The following is a 19,505-nucleotide window of genomic DNA, read 5'->3' on the forward strand; positions in this document are numbered from 1 at the left end:
CCCAAGAAAAATCTGAAAGCAGGAAAGTTAAGAAATTCCTTCATAAGAGAGGCTTTGCTGCTGTAGTCGATGCATGTAGTGAAACAAATTCCAGCAATACTGCTCTGGCAAACCACAGGTTATGGCACCCCGCATGACCACATTAAAATACCAGTCGTTTGGGGCTAACTCTTCTGCCAGCTTATCCACCACCACATAGGTGCGGACGGCTGCATAAACCCGCTGGTGACAATTGACTGTCACCGTTTCACGGCGGTAGCCACACCGAGGAACCTCCTCTCGCTCATCCAAAAAATCACTCAGTCGCCCCGGTAAGTGATACAACACACCTTCCACCGTTGAGCCGGGTGCCTGAACTATATCCAGCGTGCCACAGTCGCGTTTTGGAGATCGCCGATAAAAACCGAGGCGATGGTCTTTGAGGGTTGCATGCCCGATGACATATGAGTAAACACATTCACCCAGCGATCGCTTCAAATCTACAGGGCACATACAAGACCCGTAGGCGAAGTAATAAAATGGTTCCAAAGAAGAGGATGAAGACAGATCAGGCGAATTGTTTGAATGCTGACTCATCGCAGATTTGAAATAAGAAACAATCTACACGACTGTTAAACAGTTGGAACAAATCGTTTGCGAAGTGATTCTGCCCGCCGTTTTGCTGTGGAGTTCTCCGGTTCAAAAAGAAGAACCTGTTCATAGGCCTCAAGCGCTTGCGCCATCAACTGTTTACGCTCATAAGCATGACCAATATTATTGAGGGCAGTGACGTAATTAGGATTTGCTTTGAGGGAGTCCTTATAATGCCGAATTGCCAGGTCGTATTGCTCTTGCGAAAAGTAGGCAAACCCAAGGGCGTTATAAATCAGCGCGTTCTCTTCGATAGAGATATTTTCGTCCTTCAATGCTTTCTTAAATTGAACGCTCGCCTGAGCATAAATTCGCTTCGTCAAATAAATGCTGCCCAGTTCAAAATACTCCTGGGCTGTTCCTTTCTCTTTCGTCAGTTTGCTTTGCAGCCGCTCTAGGGAATTTTCGACCTTACGGGTCTGCAAAATTTGTCGCAGTACTGCCCATCCTGCTGCCACCAAAATCACTAGCAATAAACCGATATAAAGAATAGGAAGATCAGTATTCATATTAAATTCTTAAGTTCATCAAGCAGGGATTTAAATAGTCTTGCATCTACATTCAAAACTATCTTAAAACAAGAGAAGATTGCTACCGGATCGGTAAGCCCCAATACTTCGCCCGTTCTTCAAGCCAGCCACTATTTCTCAGGCGAGTTAAAATTTGGTCAATCTGCTCTTTTAGCTCATTGTATTGCTGTCCCTTGGGCAAAACAATGGAAAGCAACTCTGAGGAAAGAGCAGGTAAAATAACCCGGTATTCAGGAAACTCCTGCGACCAACCAATGAGGATACTGGCATCGCCTGCAAAAGCGATCACGTCGCCCCGATCCAACATCGCTTTGGCAGCATCATAAGACTCAACTCCCACCAAACTTACCCTAGGCAATTGACTACGAAGTGATTCAACTGCACTAGAACCATTGATTGCCGCAACCGTCGTTCCTGCCAAATCAGTGGCTTTCTGAATCGTGGAAGACCGGGTAATGATGACTGTGCCATCGGTGTAATAAGGCAAACTAAAGCTGAGAATGCGGAGACGGGATGGAGTTAAGGTAGCATGGGCGATCGCAATATCAACCTCACCCTTTATCACTAACGAAAATCGTTCTTGATTGGTAACAGGCTTTAGTTCTACAGCGCCTGATTGCCCTAAGAGTTCTTGGGCTAAGCGCTGAGATAAGTCAATCTCCAATCCTTGAAGCTGCCCGCTAGCGCTGCGAAACCCTAAGGGGCGCACGTTTTCCTTTACTGCCACAATCAAACGCCCCCGCTTTTTGATCGCTAACAAATCGGCAGCGATCGCGAACGAGGGCGAAAAGCTTAAAAAAGCAATAGCACCAAAGCTAAAGGCAATGCCCATCAAAATTGGCAACTTCAGCAACGTGCGAGCAGGCAAACCGTTAAGCAGCCTTCTTTGCGGCGAATTGGCTAGCAATTTCCATTACCTTGGTAAAACCAGCAGGATCAAGAATTGCCATTTGTGACAACATCTTGCGGTTGATTTGCACATCTGCTTTTTTTAAGTTGCCAATTAGCTGGCTGTAGCTCATGCCGTGAAGGCGAGCCGCTGCGTTGATGCGGGTAATCCACAGACGACGAAAATCGCGTTTGCGCTTGCGGCGGTCGCGATAGGCATTCCGCAGTGCCTTCATCACCTGTTGATTAGCTATCCGAAACAGCTTGGAATGGGATCCTCGGAATCCCTTAGCCATCTTTAAAATCTTCTTGCGGCGCTTTCGTGCTACATTACCGCGCTTTACCCGTGCCATAGTGATCTATCCTTCTGAACCGTCTTTATTTAATTTCTTTAGGAAAGTCTTTAGTAAAAGATTTGACTGGACTACTCATAGCTTCAGGCAGTCTTTTCAAAGACTCAGGTTTAGCTCAAGCGCCCTAACTTTATAGATAGGGAAGCATCAAATGTACGTTGTCCGTATCTCGATCGTTAACCACTGACACACCTGCAAGGCGGCGGCGACGTGAAGCACTCTTATGTTCTAACAAATGCTTTCTGGAAGGTGGGCGATGCACGATTTTGCCAGATCCAGTGGCTCTCAGGCGCTTCGCAGCAGCTTTGCGGGTCTTTAGCTTAGGCATGGGGTCTACGTTAGGAAAAATCAACACAGCTTACTATAGTACTACTTGTTTTTTATAAAGAGCAAGCCTAAAGCTGATAGTTTTTTCAACAAATCATGCACACCTTGAGAACATTGGGCTACACTAGGGGGTGCAACTGCGAGCCCTTCGCAGGATTTCTAGTTTTTAGAAAGTAGTGCACTTTGGAGGTGGGTCTAAGCCCACTTTTTTTGTTTTTATTTCAGTGTCTATGACCCATTCCCTTATCCCGCACATTCTTGAACTTGCTAATCCTGTAGCTGCATCTCTAGGCCTAGAAGTTGTCGGAGCTGTTTTTCGGACGAATCAAAGTCCTCCAGTTTTGCGAGTTGATATTCGCAATCTGAACGATGATACGGGGCTAGATGACTGTGAGCGCATGAGCCGAGCCTTGGAGACAGTATTAGATGAATCTGAAATTGTTCCTGATGCCTATGCGTTGGAGGTATCCAGCCCTGGTATTTCTCGTTTACTCAGTACAGATCGAGAATTTATCTCGTTTAAAGGCTTTACTGTAACTGTTAGAGCCTCTGAGCCTTACGCTGGTCACAAAGAATGGGTGGGGAAGTTGGTTCGGCGCGATCAGGAGGCTGTTCACCTGAGCCAAAAAGGACGGGCGATCGCCATCCCCTGTCATCTCATTACCAAAGTCCAGCTTGTTGAGCCTGCTTAAGCTTTTAATTTCATTAATTTTCTTTTTTCCTCACTTCATTGCCACCACCACGGAGATTTTGCTATGTCAATGGTCGCCTTACCCGGACTACGAGAAATGATTGAAGGCATCAGCCGAGAACGGAATTTGCCAAAAGTCGCCGTTCAAGCTGCTCTGCGCGAAGCGTTGCTCAAAGGGTATGAGCGTTATCGTCGAACTCAACGGTTAGACGGCAACAATTTTGACGAAGAGTATTTTGTGAATTTTGAAGTGGAGTTGGATGTTGAAGAAGAAGGTTTCCGGGTTTTGGCTGCGAAAACTATCGTAGAAGAAGTAGAGAACCCAGATCACCAAATTGCTTTACAGGAAGTGCTTGAAGTGGCGGCTGAAGCTCAACCTGGAGATACGGTGGTATTAGATGTGACCCCCGAACAGGGCGACTTTGGGCGGATGGCTGCGATTCAAACAAAGCAGGTTCTCGCGCAAAAATTGCGGGATCAACAACGGAAGTTGGTGCAAGAGGAGTTTCAAGACTTGGAAGATACCGTGTTACAGGCACGAGTCCTGCGGTTTGAGCGGCAGTCCGTAATTATGGCTGTCATGAGCGGTTTCGGGCAAGTTGAAGTTGAAGCCGAATTGCCCAAACGTGAACAGTTGCCTAATGATAATTATCGAGCAAATGCAACGTTTAAGGTTTATCTAAAGCGCGTATCAGAAGGTTCTCATCGCGGACCCCAGCTTATGGTTTCGCGATCAGATGCCGGACTGGTTGTATATTTATTTGCTAATGAGGTGCCGGAGATTGAGGATGAAATTGTCCGTATTGTCGCTGTGGCAAGAGAAGCAAATCCGCCTTCACGCTCTGTGGGTCCTCGTACCAAGATTGCAGTTGATACTATAGAGCGAGATGTAGATCCAGTGGGTGCTTGCATCGGTGCCAGAGGATCTCGCATCCAAGTTGTGGTGAACGAACTGCGGGGTGAAAAAATTGATGTGATTCGCTGGTCGCCAGATCCGTCCACCTACATTGCAAATGCGCTGAGTCCGGCAAGAGTGGATGAAGTTCGGCTAATGGATCCAGAAGGGCGGCAAACTCACGTTTTAGTTGCAGAAGATCAGCTTAGTTTGGCGATCGGTAAAGAAGGTCAGAACGTTCGGTTAGCGGCTCGATTAACGGGATGGAAAATTGATATTAAAGATTCTGCTAAATATGATTACGAAACAGAGGATCTAAAGATAGGAGAAATATTGAGTAGTCGCCAACCTGTTCAATATGAGCAAGACTATGAAGATGAAGAACTGTATGAGGAAGAAGTGGACGAAACTCTAACGCCTGTCGCTCACGCTGATGAATCTATGGAGCAGGAAGATTTAAAGGAAGTGGAGACGGAAATAAAGTGATAGAACAGACTTCAAATTAATTCAGACCGATTGGAGCAAGATAGGGTTTGGCAATGAAGCCCAGTTACCGCCGATGTGTTGCTTGCCGAAAAGCCGCTCTCAAAGTAGATTTTTGGCGAATTGTCAGAGTACATCCTTCGCAAGAAGTGCATCTAGATGAAGGAATGGGGCGCTCTGCTTATTTGTGTCCCAAAATAGAGTGCCTCAAAGCAGCACGTAAGAAAAACCGATTGGGAAGGGCACTGAAAGCAGCAGTACCTGATTCTCTGTATGAAAATCTGGAACAGCGCTTTTCAAAGTAGGAGTTAAAGATACAATGAGGCAAAAATTTAGCTAGGAATTCTTGAGAAATGCTGAAACATGTGGCAGAAAGCTTTCGTTCAGCATGATTGAGTTAGAATGTTTTGTGGTTTGGTGGAGACAGCAGATGGGCGATCGCACAGAATTTAGACTATGACAAAATCTTGTGCAATTTGAAGTCATCACCACTTCTCAAGATTTGTGCAAAATTAGAGTAGGGATGATTGCTAAAGTTGAAAACAACTTTAGAATTGCAAAGCAGGGTTTGTCTTGAGCAATCTTGATTTTCTCGGCTGTTGAACGACAGACATCAGAAGACTTAGAATTAAAGAGGGTTAGGGTTTGGATTGACTGTTGTTTTAGTTGGAACGGTGACAAACATGTGAAAACTACTGGATTAGGTACGAAGAGGAAATTGGATGAATAGCGGAAAAATCAGAATTTACGAGATTTCACGGGAATTAAATTTGGATAACAAAGACATATTGGCAATTTGTGAGCAACTAAGCATTTCGGTTAAAAGCCATAGCAGCACGATTACAGACTCGGAAGCTGAAAGAATTCATACAGCGGCTGAAAAATATACTGCTACTCATTCATCCTCTGTTAAACCAGTGACACGACCAGCAAATAACTCATCTGCCGCAGAACCCAAACAAAGAGTGTCTGTGCCAGTTCAAAAGAAGCAGCAGATCGTAGCAATCAAATCTGTCACACGCTCACCTAATGTTGAAGCGCCTACTCCTCCTACCTATAAACCTTCGCCGATAGAAACGGGCTCGTTAGCACCAACCCAATCATCGCCAAAACCAGTTGAGTTAGGTCGTCCAGAACGCGCGATCGCATCAGACGAGACGCTAGTCAAGCCATCGGAGAAAGTAGTCACCTCTACTTCCTTAGATACTAAAGCTGTTTCCTTAGATATTGAAGTTAAAGAACTTCCGTCTCCGCAGGTTGATGTATCCCCCCAGGCTTTCACAGCGTCCCCTGAAGAAGATACTGCTGCCACCCTAGCATCTCCGCCACCTCGTCCTGAAGCTGTTACCCCTAGTGCGCCTCGGAACAGCTTAGTTCCCAACACATCTAGTCGCCCCATTTTGAAAAGGGTTCGCGTTGAAGAGCCTGCTTCAGCGACAGAGACAGCAGATGGAGTAAATCGACAACCTAGCACGGGAGCGCGATCAGTCAAACCACCTGCAAAATCCTCAGCGCCTAATGCTAAGCCAACGATGCCCGCTCGGCAGCTTGTAGGGAAACCAGCAGAAGGTAAGCCTATTCCTCGTCCTCAGCAGCAAACGATCGTAGAACTGCGGCGACCTAAACCCGTTCGCCCTGATGCAGATTCTACTTCCACAGAGGGCAGAATGCCCGGAGCGATGGATGATTTAGTACGCCCTGAACTACGGGTTAATCGTCCTACTAGAACTCCTCCAATGGGCGATGTAGCAGTAGGTGCTGATCCCTTATTGCAGCCTAAACCCGCACTGCCACGTACTGTCAAAAAAGGCAAAGATTGGCAAGATGGGGAGGACGAAGAGTCACAGCTAAAATCTCCCAAAGTTGGTACCAAAGCGAAGCGGAGAGTTCAACCTGATTTAGATGCTGAGGAGGAAGATCTCGATACGCTTCTAGAAGGGGAGGACGGCGAAGATGGAACTGGTGGCAACCAAGTGAGTTTGTCCTTGGTGCGTCCTGCTAAACCCAAAGGAATGCGTCAGGCTCCTACGAAAGCACCCATAGCCATCACTCAAAAGCCTAAAAAAGGTGGCTCTGGTTCTCGAGATCGCCGCGATCGCCGCGAAGAGGTGAAGGTCGAAAAACCAACCAATATCACGCTGCTGGGTAGTTTAACTGTTCAGGAACTTGCCGCCAAAATGGAAACTCCTGAAACAGATATTATCAGAGCCTTATTTATGAAAGGCATCATGGCAACCGTGACCCAGACTTTAGATATAGAAACTGCCACAATGGTTGCCCTTGAACTGGGTGTGGAAGCGGAAGTAGGAGTGCGGCAGGCTGCGGCCACCAAAGTTATCGAAATGTTAGATGTCGGTGATTTGGAAAGTTTGCAGCGTCGTCCACCCGTTGTTACTATCATGGGTCACGTAGACCACGGCAAAACATCCTTACTAGACTCTATTCGCAAAACGAAAGTGGCTCAGGGTGAGGCTGGCGGCATTACCCAGCACATCGGTGCCTACCACGTTGATGTGGAACACAATGGCGAAATGCAAAAGGTTGTTTTCCTAGATACACCGGGTCACGAAGCCTTTACTGCAATGCGCGCACGGGGCGCACGGGTAACGGATGTGGCAATCTTAGTCGTGGCTGCCGATGATGGAGTTCAGCCGCAAACAATCGAAGCGATTAGCCACGCCAAGGCTGCCGAAGTGCCGATTGTGATTGCCATCAACAAGATTGATAAGGAAGGCGCTCAACCTGAGCGTGTTAAACAAGAACTGACAGAGTACGGATTGGTTCCGGAAGAATGGGGTGGCGATACCATTATGGTTCCGGTTAGCGCACTTAATGGCGATAACCTCGATACGCTGCTAGAGATGATTCTGTTGGTCACCGAAATTGAGGAACTGTCTGCAAACCCTGATCGCGTTGCGAAAGGAACGGTGATTGAAGCTCACTTGGATAAGGCAAAAGGTCCAGTTGCCACACTCTTGGTTCAAAACGGAACCCTTCGAGTGGGTGATGTGTTAGTGGCGGGATCTTCCTTCGGTAAAGTACGAGCAATGGTAGACGATCGCGGTCAGCGTGTGAAAGTTGCTGGACCTTCTTTTGCAGTAGAAGTGCTGGGTCTTGCTGATGTGCCTGCGGCTGGAGATGAATTTGATGTATTCGCCGATGAGAAAGAAGCTCGTGCGGTATCTTCTGATCGGAGCGACGAGCAGCGCCAATCTCGTTTGTTGGCAGCAATGTCTTCTCGTCGAGTCAGCTTAAATACACTCTCAGCTCGTGCGCAGGAAGGGGAACTAAAAGAACTCAACCTAGTGTTGAAAGCAGATGTGCAGGGATCGGTGGAAGCCATTCTCAGTTCGCTCAAGCAGCTTCCTCAAAATGAAGTTCAAGTCCGGGTGCTGTATGCTGCGCCGGGTGAAATCTCTGAAACAGATATTGACTTAGCGGCTGCAAGTTCTGCTGTCATTATTGGCTTCAACACCACTCTGGCAACGGGAGCACGACAAGCCGCTGATCGCCTTGGGGTAGATGTGCGAGATTACAACATCATCTACAACTTGCTGGATGACATCCAAGGAGCAATGGAAGGCTTACTTGATCCTGAACTCGTGGAAGAACCTTTGGGTCAGGTGGAAGTGCGGGCTGTCTTCCCCGTTGGACGAGGGCAGGTGGCAGGCTGCTATGTTCAATCTGGTAAAATCGTGCGGAACTGCAAAGTTCGAATTCGTCGAAACAACAATGTTGTCTTTGAGGGCAGCCTTGATTCGCTGAAGCGCATGAAGGAAGACGTGAAGGAAGTGAATACTGCATTTGAATGCGGTATTGGAATTGATAACTTCAACTCTTGGGAGATGGGCGATGTGATTGAGGCATATCGCATGATTTCAAAACGTCGCACACTGTCTAAGACTTAAGATCGTTTCTGATAGGTTTCAAAAAAGTCAGGAATCGCAAAGCTTTCAAACTTTGATTCCTGGCTTTTTTTTGATTTGCTTCTCTTATTCTCTACCCCGGCGATTCCATTGACAGCACCTCTCTCAGCCTCAATCAAACCGATTCTAGTTTTGGTGGATGGGCACTCTCTTGCCTTTCGCTCGTACTATGCCCACGCAAAAGGACGAGAGGGCGGGCTGCGAACGAAAAGCGGCATTCCAACTAGCGTCTCCTATGGTTTTTTGAAAGCGCTGTTAGAGGTGATGGAAACGGAAAAGCCCCAGTATGTGGCGATCGCCTTTGATGTGGCAGACAAAACCTTTCGCCATGACCAAGATGACACCTACAAAGCAGGCAGACCCGATGCGCCTGAAGACTTTTTGCCCGACCTGAAAAACCTCCAGGAACTGCTGGCTGCACTCAAATTACCAGTGCTGACGGCTCCTGGATACGAAGCTGATGATATCATTGGCACGCTGACTCGACGCGCAACGGCTGAGGGTATGCGGGTGAAAATTTTGAGCGGCGATCGCGACTTGTTTCAACTGGTTAATCCCGAAGACAGCACCACTGTGCTTTATATGAGTACCAGCTACGGTAAGGGCATTCCCTCGCTCAAAGAATTTGGGTCTGAAGAAGTTAAAGCAAAACTGGGTGTCCTACCTGGACAAGTGGTAGATTTCAAAGCTCTGTGTGGCGATTCCTCCGACAATATTCCTGGTGTGCGCGGCATCGGTGAAAAAACAGCAGTCCAACTTCTGAAAGAATATGATTCACTCCACGGCGTTTATGCGGCGATCGACCAGATTAAAGGAGCTACCCGCAAAAAGCTAGAAGATGGACGCAATGATGCTTTGCACTCTCAATATCTAGCTCAGATTCATCTAGATGTACCCATTGACGTTGATCTAGAGACTTGTCAACTGCAAGAATTTGATGACAATGTCGTTCTACCTCTACTAGAAAAGTTAGAGTTTCGTACTTTTCTGAGCAAACTTCAAAAGCTGCATCGCCAGTTTGGCGGCGAAACTGAAGATGTCCTGGAAGCGGAAGAAAATGCGATCGCTGCGGAACCCCTTCAAGCTTTGAGCAACAATAGCTTTGATGGTGGCGGCGATCTTTGGTTTTTTAGTGCTGAAGAAACTGAAGCAGCCGTTCCAATTCAATCGATTACGCTGCAACCGCATGTGATTGATACGCCCGAAAAGCTGTATGAACTAGTGGAAGTCTTAGAAGTTCGCAATCAGCCTGATTTGCTGACTAGTTGGGATACTGAAACGACTGCCTTGGAACCTCGCGATTCTGAACTGGTGGGGATCGGCATTGGGTGGGGTGAGGCAATCTCGGATGTGGCATACATTCCCCTGAACCATACGAGTGGCGCTAATTTAGATAAGGCGTTGGTGCTAGAAACGCTGCGTCCCATTTTAGAAAGTCCTGATTATCCCAAAGCGCTGCAAAACGCCAAGTTCGATCGCCTTATCTTGCGGCAACAGGGCATTCAGCTTGCGGGTGTGGCGTTTGACACGATGCTGGCAAGCTATGTAATCAATCCAGATCAAAAACATAATCTGTCTGATTTAACGCTGACCCACTTGGGACTAACGACAACCGGCTACACCGACCTGGTACCCAAAGGCAAAACCATTGCTGATATCAGCATTCCAGCGGTTGCCCAATATTGCGGCATGGATGCTCACACCGTTTTTCGGCTAGTGCCTATTTTGAGATTGCTCTTGATCGAAAATTCCGCGCTCCATCGTCTATTTGTAGAAGTGGAAATGCCCGTGGAACCTGTGCTAGCCGAAATGGAATGGCTAGGAGTCCGAATCAACCAAGAATATCTGCACGAATTCTCCAAACAGTTAGAGCAAGACCTGGCAAGAATTGAGCAGCAGGCTTACAAAGTGGCTAGCAGCAGCTTTAATCTAGGTTCGCCCAAACAGTTGAGCGAATTGCTGTTTGAGACGCTTCAGCTTGACCGCCGCAAATCGCGCAAGACTAAAACGGGTTACTCCACAGACGGCGTAACATTGGAAAAACTGCTGGATGATCATCCCGTAATTGAAACGATTGTGGAACACCGCACCTTGTCGAAACTGAAATCGACTTACGTGGATGCCCTGCCCGCGATCGCTCGCAAAGACACCCAGCGAGTTCACACCAATTTTAACCAGGCGATCGCTGTTACGGGTCGCCTATCCTCCTCAGACCCCAATTTGCAAAATATCCCAATTCGCACTGCTTTTAGCCGACTGATTCGTCAAGCATTTATCCCTGAACCAGGCTGGCTGATGGTGTCTGCCGACTACTCCCAAATCGAACTCCGCATCCTGGCACACTTAAGCCAAGAACCCGTACTGCTGGAAACTTACCAAAACAAGCAGGATATTCACACTCTGACTGCCCAGCTTTTGTTTGAAAAAGAAGGCATTACCTCAGACGAGCGGCGATTAGGCAAAATCATCAACTTTGGCGTGATTTATGGCATGGGTGCTCAGCGATTTGCACGAGAGGCAAAAGTCGATCGCAGAACGGCTCAAGAGTTTATTGATCGCTTCAACTCGCGCTACTCGAACGTGTTCAAGTATCTACAGCGAATGCAGCAGGAAGCGATCGCCAACGGCTATGTGGTAACTATTCTCGGTCGACGGCGATACTTTAACTTCACCAGCGAAAATTTGCGAAGTCTGCGGGGTCATGATCCCAGCGCGATCGACCTCAGCAAACTCAAACTGCGTGATCAGTATGATGCTCAAATGCTGCGCGCTGCCGCTAATGCGCCTATTCAGGGTTCCAGCGCCGACATTATCAAAATTGCCATGATCCGGCTGCATGAACTGTTGAAAGACCACGACGCAAATTTACTCCTCCAAGTCCATGACGAACTCATTTTTGAGATGCGCCCAGAAGAGTGGTCAGCCCTCCAGCCCAAAATCCAATCCATGATGGAATCTGCCGTCACCCTTTCCGTTCCTCTCGCCGTCGAAATCCACGCTGGCGATAACTGGATGGATGCGAAGTAAACAGGCGATCGTATAACCCCAGTTTTATTGCTATGTCGCTACGCTTCCGGTTTCTCTCTTAAGTGTTTTTTTAGAATGCGTTACTTCATCAAACTTAAAATAATTTACAAAAATTAAAATATCTAAAATAAACTTAAAACATCGGGAACTTTCTTTACATAAGTTTCGTCACTGCACTGGTCAACGTGTTTGAACTTAACACTCAAACCGACGATAAGCCTAAAGGAAAAACGATGAACACTCTCAGCTTGAAAACGTTGGCGATTGCCAGTGGTGTTACTCTAGCCTCTGTTATATTCTCCAGCGCGATCACTCCATCACCCACTTTGGCAGGAATGCAAAAAGGTGGAATGATGTCTACTCCTACCGCTGCTAAAACCAACACAATTGTGGATGTAGCCAGTGGAAATCAGTCTTTTTCCACTTTGGTGACAGCCGTTAAGGCAGCAGGACTGGTAGAAACACTGTCAGGTAAAGGTCCTTTTACAGTACTTGCTCCAACGAATGAAGCTTTCAATGCAATTCCTAAAGCGACTTTGGAGAGTCTTCTTAAGCCTGAAAACAAAGCCAAGCTACAGAAGGTGCTGACTTATCACGTAGTTCCAGGCACTGTTTTGGCAAAAGATGTCAAAGCTGGCTCGGTTAAAACTGTGCAAGGTAGCCCTGTTACTGTAAAAGTTCAAGGCGGCAAGGTCATGGTTAACAACGCAAATGTCACCAAAACTGACATCAAAGCCAGTAACGGAGTGATTCATGTAATTGATAAAGTGCTTTTGCCTCCCAATCTCTAACCGATTCCTCCGGTAAGTCGGCTGGATATTCGTAGTGAGAACACTTTTCTGGACAGTTGAGATGATCGCGTTGGGTAAACTCACTAGAGTTATGCTGTAGCTGACTGGGATCATCGGATTGGCACGCTAGTTTAGCTTCAATCCGATGATCGCCATAGTTGTTTCACTAGTGTTGTGCTACCACAAGTTCAATTGATCATGTTGGGTGAAGTGTTGGCGATAGATGCCGTAGGTGACGAGCATTATGGTGATCAAGGTGGAAAGGATGACCATGAACAGTACCACGAGTTGATAGGCAGTGGCGGTGAGAGGCGGAACGCCGCCAAGAAGTTGAGCTGCCATGAAGGTAGGCACTGTGGAAAGTCCGATGATGGTGGCAGTGTTGAGGGTAGGGAGCAGTCCTGCACGGATGGCATCACGACGGTAGGGGGCGATCGCCTGTTGCGGAGTGGCACCCAAACTCAGGTGAGTTTCAATTTCTAGCGGGTTCGCGTTGAGAGAATTGACCAATCGTTCTCCGGTGATCGCCGCTCCATTCATGGCATTGCCTAAAATGATGCCCGTGAGCGGAATCAAATATCGCGGGTCAAGCCAACTACGGGGCTGAATTACTAACAAGCTCGTGTAAACCAGGGTTAAAGCTACGCCAATCAATAGCGATGCCGCTACGATGGGCACCAATTTAGGAATCTTTTGGCTAATGCGGTTGCGGGTGACAATGGCAGTGACAAAAAGCATCACAGCAACAATACAAAGTCCAAGCCAAGGATTGTTGACTTCAAAGGCAATGGCTAGCACATAGCCCAACACTAACAGTTGCAGCACACTGCGCCCAGTTGCCAATGCCAAATTCCACTCTAACCCCAGTTTTTGCCATGCGGAAAGGGCGATCGCGATCGCCATCATCCCCAACGCCAACGCCAATTGCAACAATGAATCCATCAGACCGACTTGGAGAGAGTAACTTCTACGCCATCACCATACCGCCATCTACATTCATCACTTGCCCAGTAATGTAAGCGGCGGCGGGGTCAGCAGCTAAGAAGCGAATCACCCCCGCTACTTCCTCGGGATGTCCGTAGCGATTGAGCGGAATGATTTTCAAAATCTCGTCCGATTTCACGTCGGCAGTCATGTCTGTGGTGATGAAACCCGGTGCCACCGCATTTACAGTAATCCCACGGCTAGCCAATTCTTTTGCCACTGTTTTGGTAAAGCCGATCACGCCTGCTTTGGCAGCACTATAGTTTGCCTGCCCCGGATTGCCCATTTGCCCCGCAACCGAAGTGATGTTAATCATGCGTCCTGATTTCTGTTTCAGCATGATTTTACTCACTGCACGGGTACAGAGAAATACGCCTGTAAGGTTGAGATCAATCACTGCTTGCCAGTCTTCTAGTTTCATACGCAATAACAACGTATCGCGGGTGATTCCGGCATTGTTGACCAACACATCAATCCGCCCAAATTTTTCCATTACCGCAGCGATGAATCCTTCCACTTGGTCGGCTTGAGAAACATCCGCAGCAAGCGCGATCGCTGGGCTACCCAACTCTATAATTTCAGCCACAACCTGTTCAGCAGATTCTTTAGAATTAGCATAGTTAACAACCACACTTGCTCCCTCGCTGGCCAAGGCTAGTGCCGTTGCTCTCCCAATTCCACGTGAGGCTCCTGTGACGATCGCCACCTTGCCCCGTAACTGCTGTAGCCCTTCTGGCAGTGCTTCCATTATTATTTCTCCCAACGCCCCACATTCAAATTGAGGCTGAACTAAACGCTCAATGATCATAAAGGAAAAAGGGAAGAGGAAAAAAGCGAAGCGGCAAAAGACAAAAAATTGAAAAGTAAGGTGAGAAAGTGAAGCCTTTAGCCTTATTCTTGCCTTTGAGATGAGGTTTCAAGCAGAACAAGTTTTTATCAGTCCACAATCAGAGGATAAGCACCATGACAACAAAAAAAGAATTTACAAGCTTTGATGAAATGATTGCAGGGTCAGAGTTGCCTGTGTTAGTTGATTTTTATGCAACCTGGTGTGGTCCCTGTCAAATGATGGCGAAGATTTTGGAAGAGGTGAATGCTCACATGAAAGAGCAGATAAAAATCGTAAAAATTGACACGGATAAGTATCCTCACATCGCATCTCAACATCAAATTCATGCCTTGCCTACCTTAGTTCTGTTTAAACAAGGGCAACCTGTGGAACGAATTGAAGGAGTTTTACCAGCCGACCAATTGGTTCAACGGTTGCAAGGGCGGATTTAAGGGCGTTGTAACTGTCAGGCACGTAAAGTTTTAAAACGATGCTTTTGGTAAATTGAGCTTATGCATTGAGCTATATTGAGCGCGATCGCCCAAGATGTTGATCCCCTCAGATAGCCTGATTTTTACCTTCTCAAAACTAAAGTTTGCCAAAACCACGTTTCACGTTTTGTTACCCAAGTTCCTGCTTACTCAGCGTTTCCAGCATCGCAACAATGTGATGACGGGCGAATCAGCGATCGCGTCTGGTTAAACAAGGCGATCTCCCTTGCTCATGGTGAAGTAATCCAAGAGCCGACTTCAGCTGCCTCAGAGGGGCTTTTCGATAGGAGTGGCTTATATGCCCAGAGTGCGAAATCAGGAGGAAAATGCCTGAAAGCCAAATAACTTAAAGGTTGTGGGGATGCGGATTTTAGAACCAAACCATAGAATAGGACATTGAAAGCTTGAGTCAGTAAGAGTTTCAGCGTTTTAGCAAAACTCTGTCTCAAATGGGATTTTGTAGTAAATCCCAATTTTCAATCTGTCCTGTAGTAAAAGGAAATCTCATGAACAAGGGCGAATTAGTAGATGCAGTGGCTGACAAAACTAGCGTGACTAAAAAGCAAGCAGATGTCGTTCTATCGGCAGTTCTGGATGCCATTGTGGAAGCCGTTGGCAGCGGTGACAAAGTGACCTTAGTTGGGTTTGGTTCATTTGAGCCACGGGAACGGAAAGCAAGAGAGGGGCGCAACCCCAAAACTGGCGCTAAGATGAATATCCCAGCGACGAAAGTACCTGCTTTCTCGGCTGGAAAGCTGTTTAAGGAGAAAGTGGCTCCGGTTGAGAAGAAAAAGTAAGAACTCAATTGGGGCATCCATGCCTACCTATCGTCCATCGCACGGGGGAAACTTGGTTTGGGCTGCATCGTTAGCCAACAGTTCTCCCGATGCCATTCTTGATTTTTCGGCTAGCATTAATCCTCTAGGTCCTCCACCATCGGCGATCGCTGCTATCCAAGCCGCTCTGGAAGATTTAAATGCCTACCCTGATCCAACCTATTCCCAACTGTGCCGCGCCATCAGCGACTTTCACCAAATTTCGCCAGAGTGGATTTTACCCGGCAACGGCTCCGCAGAACTGCTGACTTGGGCCGGTCGAGAACTTGCAGAACTAGACGCAACTCACCTGCTCACCCCTGCATTCAGCGATTACCGACGGGCGTTAACAGCGTTTGGGGCAACCGTGGAAGAGCGCCCTCTGAAAATTTTTCGAGTGACGAATAGCGATCTCACAGCGTCTTCAAAGGAGTTGTGTCCAATATCAACCATCCATCCATCATCCATCATCAATCGCTTGGGTTTGCTGCTTAATAATCCGCATAATCCGACTGGGCAACTGTTTGCACGGGATGAGATCATTCCCTATCTCGACTCGTTTGAATTGGTGGTGGTGGATGAAGCCTTCATGGATTTTTTGCCGCCCGGTGAAGAGCAAAGCATGATTGACTGGGTGCAAAAGTATCCTAATTTAGTGGTGCTGCGATCGCTGACCAAGTTCTACAGTCTGCCTGGTTTGCGGTTAGGCTATGCGATCGCCCATCCAAACAGAATTCAGCGATGGCAGCGATGGCGCGATCCCTGGTCGGTAAACTCCTTAGCTGCTGCCGTGGGCAGTGTTGTTTTGCAAGACACTGCCTTTCAGCAGCAGACTTGGGATTGGCTGGCAGCCACTCGCCCAAAATTTCAACAACAGCTTGCTAGTATTTCTGGCTTGCAACCCCTATCCAGTACCACAAATTTTTTACTGGTTCACAGCGATCGCTCTGTGCCTGACTTGCAAGCAAATTTGCTAAAACGCGATCAAATTTTAATCCGAGATTGTATGAGTTTCCCTGAATTGGGCGATCGCTACTTCCGGGTTGCTATTCGCACCGCAGAGGAGAATCAGCGGCTAATCGATGCCCTGAACAAGGAATTGGGAGCCAAGAGTTAGAGTGATGCTAAATGTGGCAATCAAGCGGACCAACAGCAAGTTTGCCAGAGCGATCGCCCCATACTTCATTCGGCGGTCTACCTCGAACCGAAAAAATCGCATCCGTCAATTCTATGAAGACTCACCTGTTAACTCATTAGAGCAGCTTAGAAAAGCTTAAATCGCTAGAAATCAGTTTTAATTGCCTGCCAACGGCTTGCCACTGCCACCGCGGCGCACCAAAATCAACTCTGCTGCAATGCTAACGGCGATTTCTTCGGGAGTCTGTGCGCCAATATCTAGACCAATCGGCGCATAAATAGAGGCTAATTTCTGTTTGGGAATATCTGGTTCAAGCGCTTGATACACTTGTTTTACCCGCTTTTTGCTGCCGATCATGCCGATATATTTACAGGGCAATTCACGGTTGAGCAAAACTTGCAGCGCATCAAGATCATATTGATAGCCACGAGTTACAAGTGTGGCAAATAAATGTGAATGCTTGGCGAGTTGCGCCAGCGTCTCTATGATTGACTCGTTGAAAATTTGGCTGGCTTGAGGATAGCGATCGCGATTTGCCCACTCCAGGCGATCGTCCTGCACCGCAACCTGAAATCCGATCATCTGCGCCACTTTAGCAACCTGTTCGCCGACATGCCCTGCGCCAACAATCAGCAGTAAAGGAGGAGGTTGGAGCGTTTCGGTGAATACAAACGCAGAGCGCGTTAGTGTGGCGGTTAGGTAGGGAAATTGACTACCTTCGAGGGGAGTAACCAATGTTACCGTCTGTCCGGCTTCGAGATGGGTAAGAATTTGATGGGCGAGGGCGATCGCCCCATCTCCGATCCACGGCTCGACCAAAACCTGCATGGTGCCGCCACATACGCCCTGAGTATCCCGTTGTGGAGAACCGGATAGATCAATCTCTACCAGTTGCTTGTCGCCCGTCGCTAATACAGTTCTTGCTTGCTGTATAACTTTGGCTTCGCCTGCACCTCCGCCAATGGTGCCAAACGTGCACCCATTGCCCCAAACCATCATCTTGGCTCCCACCTCGCGAGGAACAGAGCCTTTAATGGAAATGATGGTTGCCAGTACTACGGTTTCAGTGCTCAGCAAGTGAGCCAGGTGGCGATAAAAGTCAAGAATCATAAATATATTGTATGTAGCAAAAGAGCCAGCACCATTTAGACGATCTTTTCAAGCAATGATGTTGAAGTACTTCTGCTTCAAGAAACTAAGGCTCTCTTCTGGGTTCCTGGTAATGTCACGAACAATGAAGCCACACGACTGGGATTGAAGCCTCATTTTTGCGATCGCGAGGTTTTCAGAAGTAGAGAATAGGAAGTGTATTGCTAGCTTTTCGATATGATGGGTGCATTGCTATTGCTGTCTCGCCTTGGCAAGTGTTAAGAATGACTTCTCTGTATGTGATATGTAACTTTTCTGCTCTGCCTGTTGTAGGACAGTTAAGCTTCTGTAGAGCACAGAATTCTTTTTAGATGCTTATTGTGTAAAAATTGCACAAACTTTTCTGATCTGCTTATTTATAGTTTGCAGTCAGTAAGGTAACCAACCGATGCAGCTTTGACCCAGCCTGAACGAAAGCTTATGAGCCCCTTGCCTGATTCGTCTCCCCAATCTCCTAAAAGCGCTTCAACTGAACCGATTCAGCCGGAACAGTCATCCTCTATGGCTGAGTCACCGTCCACGGAACGGTCTCCCAAAACTGATGCTGCTAGTGAGACAAAACCTGTTTCTGAAGCAACTCCTACGTTGCGCCGCCCTCTAGCTCGCCCAGTTAGCCGTCCAGAGACACCTCCTGCCGCCACACCCGCGATCGCAAAAGTCGCGCCTGTTGTTCCGCCTGCTCCTAAACCTGAACCTGTAGCGGTTGCAGCCGTTTCAGGCCCATCGAACACATCAGCCAGCAGCGAAACCGAGCAAACCCCTCCAGCAACACTGCGGCAACATCCCATTCCACCGCCCAGTGAGCCTAAGCAATATCGAGCGATCGGGTTAGTGCATGGACGCTATACCGCCATTGAGGATGAGTTTACTCGTGGTGAAATGGTCACTCCAGATGGCACCCTGCTTAAAGCCGTGCTGCTAGGTCGAGTCATGAGTTTGGTGCGGAACCACATCGATTTGGAAAAAGAGCATCTTTGGGTCGTTTATCCTCGTACTCGTGAAGGAGAGCCAGATATACACCTACAGATTGTGGGTATATGGGAGCCAGAAACATTAAAACGGAGTGATGCTGAGGGAACTGAAGCTCAAGATGCCGAGGTAGAAGCGCCAATGGCTCCAACTGATGCAGAGTTGCATGATCGCTATTTTTCTATTCGTGGCGAGATTGTGTATGTCGCGCAGGATGAAACCTATTTGGTTGTTAAAATTCAGCAGGCCCCACGCAAGAGCTCTCAAAAAGCAAAAGCATTCAAACTGCCTTTACACGGCAAACTAGAGAATCCACGGCAAGTGGGCTACTTTTGGGATTTCAACATTAAACTCATAGGCGTAGCTTTGACGATCTCGGATGCTACCTGCATTGGATTAGCACCACCCAAAAAACGGTCTAAAGACGGGGACGATCGCGGTCGCCGCAGACCCCAATTTGGACGCAGACCGCCTGCTGGCGGCGCTCCCCGCAGTTCTAGTTCAGCACCTCCTCGCCCTGCGACGGGTTCCCGCCCGGTGCCTCCCCCCAAACCTGTTAAGCGGAGTGAACCAGCCAGCGAAGGATAAG

General features: G+C 47.8%; 20 protein-coding genes. 12 read left to right on the top strand and 8 right to left on the bottom strand.

All coding sequences use genetic code 11. The annotated features are described in order from the left end of the window. Positions 1-27 precede the first annotated feature (27 nt). The 5 genes from JOY44_RS09455 to rpmI all read right to left on the bottom strand — a co-directional run bounded on the left by JOY44_RS09455 (position 28) and on the right by rpmI (position 2,729). The gene (locus JOY44_RS09455) at positions 28-576 is read right to left on the bottom strand and encodes a gamma-glutamylcyclotransferase (RefSeq protein ID WP_171573335.1); all 549 of its coding nucleotides are present in this window, start codon (positions 574-576) and stop codon (positions 28-30) included. 35 nt (positions 577-611) lie between these two features. Beyond that, complete coding sequence (locus JOY44_RS09460; RefSeq protein ID WP_171573336.1) at positions 612-1,139, bottom strand: tetratricopeptide repeat protein; 528 nt, start codon at positions 1,137-1,139, stop codon at positions 612-614. Between the two features lie 82 nt (positions 1,140-1,221). Then, positions 1,222-2,028: a transporter substrate-binding domain-containing protein gene (locus tag JOY44_RS09465; RefSeq protein ID WP_197985092.1), complete on the bottom strand. Its 807-nt coding sequence runs from the start codon at positions 2,026-2,028 to the stop codon at positions 1,222-1,224. A 4-nt stretch (positions 2,029-2,032) separates the two neighbouring features. Then, positions 2,033-2,401 (bottom strand): 50S ribosomal protein L20, encoded by a 369-nt coding sequence (gene rplT, locus JOY44_RS09470; protein ID WP_171573337.1) that lies wholly within the window; start codon positions 2,399-2,401, stop codon positions 2,033-2,035. Between the two features lie 130 nt (positions 2,402-2,531). Further along, on the bottom strand, positions 2,532-2,729 hold the full coding sequence (gene rpmI / locus JOY44_RS09475; RefSeq protein ID WP_171573338.1) for a 50S ribosomal protein L35: 198 nt from the start codon (positions 2,727-2,729) through the stop codon (positions 2,532-2,534). A 229-nt stretch (positions 2,730-2,958) separates the two neighbouring features. On the opposite strand from rpmI, the gene rimP reads away from it, so the two are divergent. The 6 genes from rimP (at position 2,959) to JOY44_RS09505 (ending at position 12,541) form a co-directional block, all read left to right on the top strand. Next, entirely contained in the window at positions 2,959-3,420 is a 462-nt protein-coding gene (gene rimP / locus JOY44_RS09480; RefSeq protein ID WP_171573339.1) for a ribosome maturation factor RimP, read from the top strand. A 63-nt stretch (positions 3,421-3,483) separates the two neighbouring features. Continuing rightward, on the top strand, positions 3,484-4,800 hold the full coding sequence (gene nusA / locus JOY44_RS09485) for a transcription termination factor NusA (protein WP_171573340.1): 1,317 nt from the start codon (positions 3,484-3,486) through the stop codon (positions 4,798-4,800). 53 nt (positions 4,801-4,853) lie between these two features. Further along, a complete protein-coding gene (locus tag JOY44_RS09490; RefSeq protein ID WP_171573341.1) occupies positions 4,854-5,102 on the top strand; it encodes a YlxR family protein in 249 nt (82 codons plus the stop codon). A gap of 417 nt (positions 5,103-5,519) precedes the next feature. Continuing rightward, positions 5,520-8,705, top strand: coding sequence for a translation initiation factor IF-2 (infB, locus tag JOY44_RS09495; RefSeq protein WP_171573342.1), 3,186 nt, complete (start codon positions 5,520-5,522; stop codon positions 8,703-8,705). A gap of 108 nt (positions 8,706-8,813) precedes the next feature. After that, complete coding sequence (polA, locus tag JOY44_RS09500) at positions 8,814-11,750, top strand: DNA polymerase I (RefSeq protein ID WP_197985093.1); 2,937 nt, start codon at positions 8,814-8,816, stop codon at positions 11,748-11,750. 233 nt (positions 11,751-11,983) lie between these two features. Continuing rightward, positions 11,984-12,541, top strand: coding sequence for a fasciclin domain-containing protein (locus JOY44_RS09505; protein ID WP_171573343.1), 558 nt, complete (start codon positions 11,984-11,986; stop codon positions 12,539-12,541). Between the two features lie 177 nt (positions 12,542-12,718). On the opposite strand, the gene JOY44_RS09510 is transcribed toward JOY44_RS09505, so the two are convergent. Next, positions 12,719-13,483 carry an ABC transporter permease gene (locus tag JOY44_RS09510; protein ID WP_171573344.1) on the bottom strand — a complete coding sequence of 255 codons (765 nt, stop codon included), beginning with the start codon at positions 13,481-13,483 and terminating at the stop codon, positions 12,719-12,721. Positions 13,484-13,508: 25 nt separating this feature from the next. After that, positions 13,509-14,273, bottom strand: a complete 765-nt coding sequence (gene fabG, locus JOY44_RS09515; protein WP_171573345.1) for a 3-oxoacyl-[acyl-carrier-protein] reductase — start codon at positions 14,271-14,273, stop codon at positions 13,509-13,511. Positions 14,274-14,488: 215 nt separating this feature from the next. Here fabG and trxA point away from each other — a divergent pair, with 215 nt between their 5' ends. The 5 genes from trxA to JOY44_RS32350 all read left to right on the top strand — a co-directional run bounded on the left by trxA (position 14,489) and on the right by JOY44_RS32350 (position 16,917). Continuing rightward, complete coding sequence (gene trxA / locus JOY44_RS09520; protein ID WP_171573346.1) at positions 14,489-14,806, top strand: thioredoxin; 318 nt, start codon at positions 14,489-14,491, stop codon at positions 14,804-14,806. A gap of 94 nt (positions 14,807-14,900) precedes the next feature. Beyond that, positions 14,901-15,056 (top strand): hypothetical protein, encoded by a 156-nt coding sequence (locus tag JOY44_RS09525; protein WP_203031959.1) that lies wholly within the window; start codon positions 14,901-14,903, stop codon positions 15,054-15,056. A gap of 238 nt (positions 15,057-15,294) precedes the next feature. After that, entirely contained in the window at positions 15,295-15,642 is a 348-nt protein-coding gene (locus JOY44_RS09530) for an HU family DNA-binding protein (RefSeq protein WP_171573347.1), read from the top strand. A 19-nt stretch (positions 15,643-15,661) separates the two neighbouring features. Beyond that, a complete protein-coding gene (gene cobD / locus JOY44_RS09535; RefSeq protein ID WP_171573348.1) occupies positions 15,662-16,777 on the top strand; it encodes a threonine-phosphate decarboxylase CobD in 1,116 nt (371 codons plus the stop codon). Between the two features lie 11 nt (positions 16,778-16,788). After that, the gene (locus JOY44_RS32350; protein WP_281063289.1) at positions 16,789-16,917 is read left to right on the top strand and encodes a hypothetical protein; all 129 of its coding nucleotides are present in this window, start codon (positions 16,789-16,791) and stop codon (positions 16,915-16,917) included. 37 nt (positions 16,918-16,954) lie between these two features. Here the strand turns inward: JOY44_RS32350 and JOY44_RS09540 are convergent, their stop codons facing one another. Continuing rightward, a complete protein-coding gene (locus tag JOY44_RS09540) occupies positions 16,955-17,908 on the bottom strand; it encodes an XdhC family protein (RefSeq protein WP_171573349.1) in 954 nt (317 codons plus the stop codon). Between the two features lie 459 nt (positions 17,909-18,367). Between JOY44_RS09540 and JOY44_RS09545 the strand changes: the two genes are divergently transcribed. Then, positions 18,368-19,504: a hypothetical protein gene (locus JOY44_RS09545; RefSeq protein WP_197985094.1), complete on the top strand. Its 1,137-nt coding sequence runs from the start codon at positions 18,368-18,370 to the stop codon at positions 19,502-19,504. Position 19,505 lies beyond the last annotated feature (1 nt).

Origin of the sequence: Leptolyngbya sp. Cla-17 (assembly GCF_016807185.1) — a bacterium.
Classification (GTDB): Bacteria; Cyanobacteriota; Cyanobacteriia; order Leptolyngbyales; family Leptolyngbyaceae; genus ULC077BIN1.